The following is an 11,653-nucleotide window of genomic DNA, read 5'->3' on the forward strand; positions in this document are numbered from 1 at the left end:
CACCGGTTCGTTCCGGTGACCGCCCCTGCGCGTACCGCAGTCCGAATACCTCAGCCGAGCAGGCCGCCGATGGGGCTCTGCCCGTCGCCGGACGTTCCGCCGGTGGAGCCGCCGCCGCTGTCCGAGCCGCTGCCCGAGGAGCCGTTGCCCATGGAGCCGCTGCCCGTGGAGCCGCCGCCGGTGCCGGTGGAGCCGGAGGAGCTCGGGCCGGAGCTGCTGGACGGCGGCTGCTGCGGGGTCGTCCGCTGCGGGGGCTGCTGGGCGGTGCCCTGGGTCTGGCTGGGCTGTCCGGCACCGGCCCCCGCCCGGCCGGACTCGCGGACGGCGTCCGCCGCGGGTGTGGACGCCGTGTCGGACGGGGTGGTGGAGGCGCTGCTGCGGGAGGGTGCGGGGCGCCGCCCGTCGGGCGTGTGGGAGGCCCTGCCGCTGCGGGACTCCTGCGGGAGCGGGGAGCCGGGGAGCTGGTTGGTCGGGTCGCCGTTCGGACCGGGCACGGTGACGACCTCGGAGGAGCGGACCGCGCCGCCGAGCATGGAGCCCACGAGAAGGGTGAGGCCGACGACGACGGTGGCGACGACGGCGCCCCGGCGCAGCACCCGGCGGCGGAGGTCCCAGATCGCCGAGCGCGGGCCGAGCCTGCGCCAGGCCTCGCCGGCGAGCCGTCCGTCGACGGAGTAGACGGGGGCGCCCGCGATGATCAGCGGGCTCCAGGCGGCGAGGTAGATGATGTCGGGCGCGTCGTAGACGGCGACGGTGCGCCAGCTGACGGTGACCAGCAGAGCGGCGGAGAGGAGAGCGCCGACGGAGGCGGCGACGCGCTGCCAGAGACCGAGGACGGTGAGGACGCCGACGATTACCTGGAGGAAGGCGACGGTGAGTCCGGCGCCGACCGGGTGCGAGAGAGCGAAGTCGCGCAGTGGCTCGGCCAGTCCCCAGGGGTGCAGCGAGGTCAGCCACTTGACCATGGAGCCGCGCTCGCCGCCGTCGAAGTAGACGGGGTCGCACAGCTTGCCCATGCCCGCGTAGATGGAGATGAAGCCGAGGAAGACGCGCATGGGCAGCAGCACGACGCCGAGGTTCATCCGGCGTCCGGGGTAGTACGCGTGCCGTACGGAATCGCCGCCGTGGCGCCGTCCCCGGCCGTCGGCGAAGTCGTCGTACTCGCCCTCGTCGTACTCGCCCTCGCCGTACGGCCCGGTGTCGACGGAGTCGTAGGCGCCGACCGCCCGGCGCATGGGCGGCAGCAGGGGGCCGTTGCCGTGGCGGCCCGGCTGCTGGGGCGCGGTGATGACGGGGTTGGGCCGGGTCTCTTCGAGGCGCTCGATGACCTGCGTGCCGCCCGCGCCGAGCTCACCGTCGAACTCGTGACCGGCGTAGGGGTCGTACGCGGTGCTCGGGCGGCCCGCGGTGGAGTTCCGTACGGCCTGGAGGAGTCCGGTGGCGCCGGGGTCGCCGGGAGCGGACCGGCCGCTCCACACGACGGGCGAGCGCCTGCCGCGCACTGCTCCGGCGGAGCCGCTCATCGCGGGGATCCTGGGCGCGCCGGCGGGGGCCGGACCTCGCAGCCGCGGGCGCTGGCCGGGGGCGAGCCGCACCCGGAAGCTGGCGTGGTTGACGATGACCTGCGCAGGGTCGCAGTCCACCTTGGCCATGCTCAGGGCGGGTTGTTCGTCGAACCGAGGCGTTCTGGTGTCCACACTCATCTAACCGAGTGATGTGTGTTTAGGACACTGCCTTGACGGGCCCGAAGTGTCCGAGGCCCGTCAATGGGGTCCGGCAGGGGGCGCCCCGGTCGGCCGCCCCCCGGCCGGGTGCATTCAGGCCCGGCGCCGCGCGACCTCGTACAGGACGATCCCGGCCGCGACACCCGCGTTCAGCGACTCCGCACCGCCCGGCATCGAGATGCGGACCCGGTAGTCGCAGGTCTCGCCGACGAGGCGGCCCAGGCCCTTGCCCTCGCTGCCGATGACGATGACGACGGGGCCGGCGAGGGCCTCCAGGTCCTCGACGGTGTGCTCACCGTCCGCGGCGAGGCCGACGACCGTGATGCCGGCCTTCTGGTAGCCCTCCAGGGCTCGGGTCAGGTTCGTCACCCGGGAGACCGGCGTACGGGCCGCCGTGCCGGCCGAGGACTTCCACGCGCCCGCCGTCATCCCGGCCGCGCGCCGCTCCGGCACGACCACGCCGTGGCCGCCGAACGCGGAGACGGAGCGCACGATCGCACCCAGGTTGCGCGGGTCGGTGACGCCGTCGAGGGCGACGATCAGCGGGTCCTCGCCCTTGTCGTACGCGGCGGCGGTGAGGTCCTCCGGGTGCGCGTACTCGTACGGCGGGACCTGGAGGACGAGGCCCTGGTGGTTCAGGCCGTTCGTCATCCGGTCCAGCTCGGGGCGCGGGGCCTCCATCAGGTTGATGTTGCCGCGCTCGCCGGCGAGCTGGAGCGCGTCGCGGACCCGCTCGTCGTTGTCGATGTACTGCTGGACGTACAGGGTCGTCGCCGGGACGCCGTCGCGCAGGGCCTCGTAGACCGGGTTGCGGCCGACGACCATCTCGGACGTTCCCTTGGCACCGCCGCGCCGCGGCGCGGGGCGGCGGGTCGCGGCCTGCTTGGCCTGGGCGTTGGCGATCCGGTTCTTCTTGTGTCCCTTGCGGGCGGAGGCGGGCGGCGTGGGGCCCTTGCCTTCGAGGCCACGGCGTCGCTGCCCACCGCTGCCTACCTGTGCGCCCTTCTTGTTGGACGTGCGGCGGTTCCTGCGCTGGCTGTTCCCGGCCATGACCTACCTGTTTCGTTGCTTCTCAGACATGCGTACGTATAAGTGAAGTGTGCCGCCCGGGACGCCGGGCGGCACATGGGAGGACTACTGGCGCGGGCCGAGTGTCCATCGTGGTCCGGTGGGGCTGTCCTCGATGACGAGTCCGGACTGGTTGAGCTGGTCGCGGATGGCGTCGGCGGCGGGCCAGTCCTTGCGTTCGCGGGCTGCCTGGCGCTGGTCGAGGACGAGGCGTACGAGGGTGTCGACGACCCCGTGCAGATCGTCGCCGCGGTCACTCTCGCCCGCCCAGTGTTCGTCGAGCGGGTCGAGGCCGAGGACGCCGAGCATCGCGCGGACCTCCGCGAACCTGGCGACTGCCGCTTCCTTGTCGTCGGCGGCGAGTGCGGAGTTGCCCTGCCGGACCGTGGTGTGGACGATCGCCAGGGCCTGCGGGACGCCGAGGTCGTCGTCCATCGCCTCGGCGAAGGCGGGCGGGACCTCGGTGGCGGGCTCGACCGTCTCGCCCGCCTTCTCGGTGACCCGCTGGACGAAGCCCTCGATCCGTGCGAACGCGGACTCGGCCTCACGCAGGGCCTCCTCGCTGTACTCGATCATCGACCGGTAGTGCGGGGTGCCGAGGTAGTAGCGCAGCACGATCGGACGCCACTGCTTGACCATCTCGCTGACCAGCACGGAGTTGCCGAGGGACTTCGACATCTTCTCGCCGGACATGGTGACCCAGCCGTTGTGGACCCAGTACCTGGCGAACTCGTCGCCGAAGGCCTTGGCCTGGGCGATCTCGTTCTCATGGTGCGGAAAGATCAGGTCGATGCCGCCGCCGTGGATGTCGAAGGCGGTACCGAGGTACTTGTGCGCCATGGCGGAGCACTCCAGGTGCCAGCCGGGCCGGCCGCGGCCCCACGGGGTCTCCCAGCTGGGCTCGCCCGGCTTGGTGGCCTTCCACATCGCGAAGTCGCGCTGGTCGCGCTTGCCGGTCTCGCCCTCGCCGGACGGCTGGCGCAGGTCGTCCAGGTCCTGGTTGGAGAGCTCCAGGTAGCCGGGGAACGACTTCACGTCGAAGTAGACGTTGCCATCGGCCGCGTAGGCGTGACCGCGTTCGATCAGGCCCCGCATCATCTCGATCATCTCGGTGATGTGGCCGGTGGCGCGCGGTTCGTAGGTGGGCGGCAGGCAGCCGAGCGCGTCGTAGCCGGCGTTGAACGCCCGCTCGTTGTCGTACCCGATCGACCACCAGGGGCGGCCCTGCTCGGCCGACTTGCTGATGATCTTGTCGTCGATGTCGGTGACGTTCCGGATGAACGTGACGTCGTAGCCGCGGTAGGCGAACCAGCGGCGCATGATGTCGAAGTTCAGCCCGGACCGGATGTGCCCGATGTGCGGGGCGGCCTGGACGGTCGCGCCACAGAGGTAGATCGAGACACAGCCCGCGGTGAGCGGTACGAAGTCACGGATCTGCCGGGCGCTGGTGTCGTACAGGCGAATAGTCACGCCTCAAGGGTAGTGGGCGCGCACCAGTGCCCCGCGACCCCTTGGGGATCGCGGGGAAAGTTTGTGGCAGCGCAGTGGCTCCGGTGCTGTGGCCGGAAAGGTCGCCGGAAAGGTTTGCCGGAAAGCTCGCGGCGTCCGGTGCGGTGTATCGCACGGCGGAGGCCGCCCACGTGCTGGACGTCTGCGACAACGCGGCAAGGTGCCGTGCCGGGCGTCGCGACGGGGCAAAGCTTGCCTGGAGGGGTACTAGATCCTTCCGACGACCCTTCGCGGGGTGATCCGGACAACCACACGCTCGGCGTCGTCACCGGCCGCGGGGTTGAACTCCGCGTACTTCTTGCCGGTGTACTTCACCGAAAGCTCGTCGATGAGCTCCTGGCCGCCCTCGGTGGAGAGCACGGCCGCGCCACGGATCTCGGCGTACGTGTACGGCGCGGCGAAGGGCTGCACGACGACGGAGACCCGCGGGTCGCGGCGCAGGTTCTGTTCCTTGCGGCGGCCGACCGTCGTCGAGATGAGCACGTCGTCGCCGTCGCGCTTCACCCAGACCGGGGAGACCTGGGGGCTGCCGTCGGGCTGGATGGTGGCGACGGTGACGAAGACGGGCGTGTCGAGAAGCGCCTTGAGTTCTTCGGAGAGTGCGGCGGTCATGGCGTCCTCCAAGTGGGGTCGATGGTGCTCCTACCCGTACCCCAACCCCGCGTCACCGCTTCCGCTTCCCGTTCCTGCCCACCGGAAAGGTCGAAGGCGCGTGCGGTGCGCGGACGCTGCGGGTCAGGCCGTGCGGTAGACCAGTGCGGTCGCGATCCCCGCGAGGCCCTCGGCCCGCCCGGTGAAGCCGAGCCCGTCGGAGGTGGCGGCGGACAGCGAGACGGGCGCCCCCACGGCGGCCGACAGCACCTTCTGCGCCTCTTCGCGCCGCTTGCCGATCTTCGGCCGTACGCCGACGACCTGAACGGCGACATTGCCGATCTCGAAGCCCTCGGCCCGTACGATCCGCGCCGCCTCGGTCAGCAGGGTGACTCCGGCGGCGCCGGACCACTCGGGCCGCCCCGTGCCGAAGTGCTGTCCGAGGTCGCCGAGCCCGGCGGCCGAGAAAAGTGCGTTGCACGCGGCGTGCGCGACGACATCGGCGTCGGAATGGCCCGCCAGGCCAGGCCCCTCGCCCTCCCACAGCAGTCCCGCGCACCACAGCTCGCGGCCCTCTTCGAAGGCGTGAATGTCCGTGCCGATCCCGACGAGCGGGATCACGGGCCCGGTCCGTTCCTCAGAAGCCATCGTTCGCCCTCCTGCGTGCGAGTACCGCTTCGGCCAGCACCAGGTCCAGCGGCCGGGTCACCTTGAACGCCTCTTCGTGCCCGGGTACGACCACGACGGGCGCCCCGAGCTGCTCCACCATGCCCGCGTCGTCCGTGGCGCCGTCGCCGCTGACAGCGACGGTCTTGTGCGCGCGCACGAGCGTGTCGCGGTCGAAGCCCTGCGGAGTCTGCACGGCGCGCAGCCTGGCCCGTACGGGCGTACCGAGGACCGGCTCCGGCTCCCCCGGCGGGCCGGGCTCGACCTCCTTGACCGTGTCGGCGAGCGGCAGCGCGGGGACGACCGCGGGCGCCCCGTCCCGTACCGCCTCGATCACCGCGTCCACAGTGTCGACGGGCACCAGCGGGCGCGCCGCGTCGTGGACGAGGACGACGCGGACGCCCTCGGGCAGGGCATCGAGGCCGAGCCGCACCGACTCCTGGCGGGTCTCGCCGCCGGGCACGACGAGGTAGTCGGTGCGCTCGGGCAGGGAGTGCTCGTCGAGCAGGTTCTTGACCTCGGGGGCGCCGTCCGGCGGCGCGACGACGACGACCAGAGAGACGGAACGGGACGCCGCCATGGCCCGTACCGCATGGATGAGCATGGGCGTCCCGCCCAGCGCGCGGAGCGCTTTGGGAGCGCCCGGGCCGAGCCGTACGCCGCGGCCGGCCGCGGGAATCACGGCGGCGGTGCGGTACGGACGCGATTGATCAGACATCGGTTGCACTCCGAAGCTTCGGCATGTTTGTTTCCACAGCCGACATGGGTATGGCCACAAGCGAGCCGGGCGCCACGCCATGACTCGACCGGGCCCTTTCCGTGACACCCGGTCGAAGTCGGACGAGCCGCACCGGTCGCTCGGGATCGGCTACACAAGATCGCGAGCAACGTATCGGGGGGATCGCCGATGAAGCCAACGCATCGGCGAGTCAGGACGTAATCCAGACACGTCGTGGCGGAATCCAGACATGCCGCAGCGCCCGACGACAAACCGTGAATACGGTTGTCAGCGGGCACCGCGGCACATTTTTCACGACCGGCGTGAGCCGGTTCAGGACGCGAGTACCTCGTCGAGCAGAGCCTCGGCCTTGTCCTCGTTCGTGTTCTCCGCGAGAGCGAGCTCGCTCACCAGAATTTGGCGAGCCTTGGCGAGCATGCGCTTCTCGCCTGCGGAGAGTCCACGCTCGCGTTCGCGACGCCACAGGTCGCGAACGACTTCGGCGACCTTGATGACATCGCCGGAGGCGAGCTTCTCCAGATTTGCCTTGTAGCGCCGGGACCAGTTCGTCGGCTCTTCGGCATACGGTGCACGCAGCACCTCGAAGACCCGGTCCAGCCCCTCCTGCCCGACTACGTCGCGCACACCCACGAACTCCGCATTGTCCGCCGGCACACGAACCGTCAAGTCGCCCTGGGCGACCTTGAGCACCAAGTAGGTCTTGTCCACGCCTTTGATCTGGCGAGTTTCGATAGCCTCGATCAGCGCGGCCCCGTGATGGGGATAGACCACGGTGTCGCCAACCTTGAACGTCATGTGACAGGTACCCCTTCCGTGGCTATCAAGGGTAACACGAGAACAGCTTCTCCTGAATGACGTTTCCGCAGGTCAGGGCATATCTCGGGGCTTGACAACAGCAACACGTACGTGCTTCGACGGGCTCACGGAAGACGGTATTCGCAGGTCGGAGCGGCTGTACGGGCAGGGCGAAACGCACACGTTACACGCATCCGAACCCCCCTCCGAAGTGGCCGAACGCCCCATTTTGCCGGATTCTGCATGATGAACTTTCCGTACTCCGTTCGGAGATCGATCACCCGCACGGACGTAAGTGTGACTGATCAATGGAATTGATCAGCGCTGCGGTGTGATCGGTTATGCGAGCGGAATGCGCCACGCTCCATGAATTGATCACCGGCGATATGTGAACGGCGCGTGTCGACCGGATTCTGGATGCGCCGGTCCGCAAACCCCGGCCGGGTGCGGGCCCCGAGCGGCACCGGCCCCGGGAAGTGCCGTGGCGCGAAGGGGCGGGTCGGGTGCGGGGCCGACGGGGTGGCTCGGTAGCCTAAGGCTGCTGACACACCCTTAGGGCGGCTTTACGTCGCCTGCCCCTCCCGTCCGCAGTCCGAACGTTAAAGGAGTTGCCGCCGCCGTGAGCCGCAGCCTTCGACACGGCGCCCTCGCCGCCACAGCCATCGTGTTCTCGATCGCCTCGCTCACCGCGTGCGGTGCGGGCAATGACGCCGCGACGCTCAAGATCAGGCCGGACTCTGCCGCCACCACCTCCGGTGACATCAGCATCCAGAACGCGAACGTCATCACCCAGCCCGAGCGCAACGCCGAGGGCCCGGCCGTCGTCAGTGCGACGCTGTTCAACAGCGGCGCCAAGCCGCAGACCCTGGACGCCGTCACCCTGCCGGGTACGAGCGCCGCGGTGCAGCTGCACGCCGCCAAGGGTTCCGGTCCCGTCGTGGTCCCGGCCGGCGGCCGCGTGATCATCGGCGGCAAGGGCAACGCGTCCGCCGTCATCGAGAACGGCCGCGAGGCCGCGCAGGCCGGCAATGTGCAGCCCGTCGCCTTCAAGTTCAGCTCGACCGGTGAGGTCTCGCTCAGCGCGTTCGTCGTTCCGGCGACCAGCTACTTCACGGACTTCGGTCCGAGCTCGCTGCCGGTGGCACCGTCGCAGTCGCCCGGGGCGAAGTCCTCCGCCACGCCGGGGGCTCCGGCGGGCGGGTCGGAGCCCGACAGCGACACGGGCACCCCGAGCGACGACGCGTCCGCCTCGTCGCAGACCGGCTGACCGTACGCAGGTACGCGGACGGCGGAGGGCGCACTCCCTTTCGGGGTGCGCCCTCCGCCGTCGCATACGGGCCGGTTTACGGCTCGAACTTGTATCCCAGGCCCCGCACCGTCACCAGGAAGCGCGGGGCGCCCGGGTCGGGCTCGATCTTGGCGCGCAGGCGCTTGACGTGGACGTCGAGGGTCTTGGTGTCGCCCACGTAGTCCGCGCCCCAGACCCGGTCGATCAGCTGCATGCGGGTCAGGACCCGGCCGGCGTTGCGCAGCAGCATCTCAAGCAGGTCGAACTCCTTGAGCGGGAGGTCGACCTTGCCGCCGGAGACCGTGACGACGTGGCGGTCCACGTCCATCCGGACCGGGCCCGCCTCCAGGGCGGCCGGCGTGACCTCCTCCGGCTCACCGCGCCGGCGCAGCACCGCGCGGATGCGGGCGACGAGCTCCCGCGAGGAGAACGGCTTGGTGACGTAGTCGTCGGCCCCTATCTCCAGGCCCACGACCTTGTCGATCTCGCTGTCCTTGGCCGTGACCATGATCACGGGGACGTTGGACCTGCTGCGCAGCTGACGGCAGACCTCCGTGCCGGGCAGGCCCGGCAGCATCAGGTCGAGCAGCACGAGATCGGCGCCGTTGCGCTCGAACTCGTCAAGCCCGTCCGGGCCCGTGGCCGCGATGGCGACTTCGAAGCCCTCCTTGCGGAGCATGTAGGACAGAGCGTCGCTGAAGGATTCCTCATCCTCGACGACAAGCACTCGGGTCACGGAAGGACCTCCGGGGCAGGGAATGGATCAAGGGTGTCGGGGTGAGCGGGTCCGTGGGGGCCCTCGTCGCCGTTGACGATGAGCGGTCCGCCCGAGCTGCGGTCCCGTTCCCGTACGGAGCCCGCTTCGGGCAGCCGCAGGGTGAAGGTGGAGCCCTGGCCCTCCGAGCTCCAGACCGTGACCTCCCCGCCGTGCGAGGCGGCCACGTGCTTGACGATGGCGAGGCCGAGGCCGGTGCCACCGGTGGCCCGTGAGCGGGCCGGGTCGACGCGGTAGAAGCGTTCGAAGACCCGCTCGCGGTCCGTCTCCGAGATGCCGATGCCCTGGTCGGTCACCGCTATCTCGATCTGGTCCCCGCCGGGTACGGACAGTCGCCTGGCGGCGATGCCCACTCGGGTACGGGCGGGGCTGTAGTTGACGGCGTTCTCGACGAGGTTGCCGAGCGCCGCTGCGAGCTGGCCGCGGTTGCCCCAGATACGGAGCTCCGCGGCGCCGCCCGCTGCCATGGTGATCTGCTTCGAGCCGGCCTGCTGGCGGCAGCGGTCGATGGCCTCGGCCACCAGCTCGTCCACCCGGACCGGCTCGGCGTCCTCCAGCGGGTCGTCGTTCTGCACCCTGGAGAGGTCGATGATCTCCTGTACGAGGTTGGTCAGCCGGGTCGCCTCGATCTGCATCCGCCCCGCGAACCGCTCCACCGCATCCGGGTCGTCGGAGGCGTCCATCACGGCCTCGGAGAGCAGCGAGAGCGCGCCGACCGGGGTCTTGAGCTCATGGCTGACGTTGGCGACGAAGTCGCGTCGTACCGCTTCTATACGGCGCGCCTCGGTGAGGTCCTCGACCAGCAGGAGCACCAGCCGGGAGCCCAGCGGGGCGACCCGGGCGGAGACCGCGAGGGCCTCGCCACGGCCCGTACCGCGCCTGGGAAGGTCCAGTTCGACCTGTCGTATCTCACCGTCGCGGCGGGTGTCCCTGGCCATGTGCAGCATCGCGTCGACGGCGAGCCGTCCGCCCCTGACCAGTCCCAGCGCATAGGCGGCGGAGCTGGCCTTGACCACGCTGTCGCTCTCGTCGAGCACGACCGCGGAGGAGCTGAGCACGGACAGGACCGTGTCCACGCCGGGGGGCAGGGGGGCGTTGCTGTCAGGCCGCAGGGAGGCTCGCGTCGGCTTCTTCTGGTCGCGCTCGCTCCAGCGGAACGCCAGCATGGCGATCACTCCGGTGCACGCACCGCCGATCGCCGCAGCTGCGGCGACTGCCGCGTTCACGTCCATACGTCAAGGTTATGCGGGTCCGGGAGGACTCTCCCAGCCATCCGAGTGCGTATCCGATCACTCGTCGCCCAGAGTTCACCGAGGAGCAAGTGTTGGTTCACTTGGGCGGCCGGAAGCCGACGCGTACGCCGCCCAGGGTGGCAGCGTGGGGTTCATACCTGGCCCCGGCCTTACACAGAGGACTGGAGAGGGACTTCCATGCGTGACGCGTACCACGAGGAACTCGACTCGATCGGCGAGGGGCTGGTCGAGATGGCCCGGCTCGTCGGATCGGCGATCGGCCGGGCGACGACGTCCATGCTCGATGCCGATCTCAAGCTCGCGGAGAGCGTGATCGCCGCGGACCAGAAGGTCGACGACCTCCAGCACGACCTGGAAGCGCGGGCCATCGCCCTGCTCGCGCGCCAGCAGCCGGTGGCGACCGATCTGCGGATCGTGGTCACGTCGCTGCGGATGAGCGCCGACCTGGAGCGCTCGGGCGACCTCGCCCAGCATGTCGCCAAGCTGGCCCGTCTGCGGTTCCCGCAGTCGCCGGTGCCGCACGACCTGCACGCCACCATTCTGGAGATGGGACAGCTGGCGCAGCGCCTGATGGCCAAGGCCGCCGAGGTGATCATCACCAAGGACGTCGATCTGGCGCTCCAGCTGGAGCAGGACGACGACGAGATGGACCTGCTGCACCGCACGCTGTTCCAGCACCTGATGGACGACCGCTGGAAGCACGGCATCGAGACCGCCGTCGACGTGACGCTGCTCGGCCGCTACTACGAGCGCTTCGCCGACCACGCGGTGTCGGTCGCCAAGCGGGTGGTCTACCTGGTGACGGGCGAGCACGCCGACGAGATCCAGCAGCAGTCACCGGTGGAGGGCGCGTAACGGCGTACATCGTCGCGTCCGGGTCGCATATGCGTCTCTGCGCATGTGCGCCGTTGATGCGCCCGCCCAGTTGGGCATGCAATGGGGTGGGGCGGCACGCCTTGTCCGTACGCCCCGGTCGTACGCGCATCGTTGGGGCGTACGGCCCTGTCGTGTGCAATGAGGAGGAACCATGGCCGATTCCCCCATGACCGACCCCCAGCAGGAGACACCCGCTGAAGTGGTGCATCTGACCGTGCTCGGCGCCTGCGGCTGCGGCTCGGGCTGCGGATGCGGCTGCCAGTCCGGGGCCCCGTGCCAGTGCGGTGGCTGCTGCGGCTGACCGGCCGGCCTGCACGGAGCCGGAAAGGCGCCCCCTTCGCGGACTGCCTGACCGTTCTGCGCTGGGTC

The 11,653-nt window shown here is 70.3% G+C and carries 12 protein-coding genes; 3 read left to right on the forward strand and 9 right to left on the reverse strand.

The features are described from left to right. Positions 1-50: 50 nt before the first annotated feature. The 7 genes from ABTZ94_RS32155 to ABTZ94_RS32185 all read right to left on the reverse strand — a co-directional run bounded on the left by ABTZ94_RS32155 (position 51) and on the right by ABTZ94_RS32185 (position 7,092). Positions 51-1,703: a DoxX family protein gene (locus tag ABTZ94_RS32155; RefSeq protein ID WP_351206106.1), complete on the reverse strand. Its 1,653-nt coding sequence runs from the start codon at positions 1,701-1,703 to the stop codon at positions 51-53. Between the two features lie 114 nt (positions 1,704-1,817). Next, positions 1,818-2,774 (reverse strand): 23S rRNA (guanosine(2251)-2'-O)-methyltransferase RlmB, encoded by a 957-nt coding sequence (rlmB, locus tag ABTZ94_RS32160; protein ID WP_351206108.1) that lies wholly within the window; start codon positions 2,772-2,774, stop codon positions 1,818-1,820. A gap of 84 nt (positions 2,775-2,858) precedes the next feature. After that, complete coding sequence (gene cysS / locus ABTZ94_RS32165; protein WP_351206110.1) at positions 2,859-4,262, reverse strand: cysteine--tRNA ligase; 1,404 nt, start codon at positions 4,260-4,262, stop codon at positions 2,859-2,861. A gap of 246 nt (positions 4,263-4,508) precedes the next feature. Beyond that, positions 4,509-4,913 (reverse strand): PPOX class F420-dependent oxidoreductase, encoded by a 405-nt coding sequence (locus ABTZ94_RS32170; RefSeq protein ID WP_351206112.1) that lies wholly within the window; start codon positions 4,911-4,913, stop codon positions 4,509-4,511. A 123-nt stretch (positions 4,914-5,036) separates the two neighbouring features. Continuing rightward, positions 5,037-5,540 (reverse strand): 2-C-methyl-D-erythritol 2,4-cyclodiphosphate synthase, encoded by a 504-nt coding sequence (gene ispF / locus ABTZ94_RS32175; protein ID WP_351206114.1) that lies wholly within the window; start codon positions 5,538-5,540, stop codon positions 5,037-5,039. After that, positions 5,530-6,276: a 2-C-methyl-D-erythritol 4-phosphate cytidylyltransferase gene (ispD, locus tag ABTZ94_RS32180; protein ID WP_351206116.1), complete on the reverse strand. Its 747-nt coding sequence runs from the start codon at positions 6,274-6,276 to the stop codon at positions 5,530-5,532. The genes ispF and ispD overlap by 11 nt, the downstream gene beginning before the upstream one ends. 333 nt (positions 6,277-6,609) lie before the next feature. Continuing rightward, complete coding sequence (locus ABTZ94_RS32185) at positions 6,610-7,092, reverse strand: CarD family transcriptional regulator (RefSeq protein WP_006380568.1); 483 nt, start codon at positions 7,090-7,092, stop codon at positions 6,610-6,612. Between the two features lie 619 nt (positions 7,093-7,711). Here ABTZ94_RS32185 and ABTZ94_RS32190 point away from each other — a divergent pair. Then, positions 7,712-8,359, forward strand: a complete 648-nt coding sequence (locus ABTZ94_RS32190; RefSeq protein ID WP_351206118.1) for a copper chaperone PCu(A)C domain-containing protein — start codon at positions 7,712-7,714, stop codon at positions 8,357-8,359. 76 nt (positions 8,360-8,435) lie between these two features. On the opposite strand, the gene phoP is transcribed toward ABTZ94_RS32190, so the two are convergent. Next, positions 8,436-9,107, reverse strand: coding sequence for a two-component system response regulator PhoP (phoP, locus tag ABTZ94_RS32195; RefSeq protein WP_470916301.1), 672 nt, complete (start codon positions 9,105-9,107; stop codon positions 8,436-8,438). 5 nt (positions 9,108-9,112) lie between these two features. Continuing rightward, positions 9,113-10,387 (reverse strand): two-component system sensor histidine kinase PhoR, encoded by a 1,275-nt coding sequence (phoR, locus tag ABTZ94_RS32200; protein WP_351206120.1) that lies wholly within the window; start codon positions 10,385-10,387, stop codon positions 9,113-9,115. A 198-nt stretch (positions 10,388-10,585) separates the two neighbouring features. Between phoR and phoU the strand changes: the two genes are divergently transcribed. Together phoU and ABTZ94_RS32210 are read left to right on the forward strand one after the other, a co-directional pair. Beyond that, the gene (phoU, locus tag ABTZ94_RS32205) at positions 10,586-11,263 is read left to right on the forward strand and encodes a phosphate signaling complex protein PhoU (protein WP_351206122.1); all 678 of its coding nucleotides are present in this window, start codon (positions 10,586-10,588) and stop codon (positions 11,261-11,263) included. Positions 11,264-11,435: 172 nt separating this feature from the next. Next, positions 11,436-11,585, forward strand: coding sequence for a hypothetical protein (locus ABTZ94_RS32210; protein WP_351206124.1), 150 nt, complete (start codon positions 11,436-11,438; stop codon positions 11,583-11,585). The last annotated feature ends 68 nt before the right edge of the window (positions 11,586-11,653 follow it).

The organism is Streptomyces sp. NPDC002785, assembly GCF_040295565.1.
Lineage (GTDB): Bacteria > Actinomycetota > Actinomycetes > Streptomycetales > Streptomycetaceae > Streptomyces.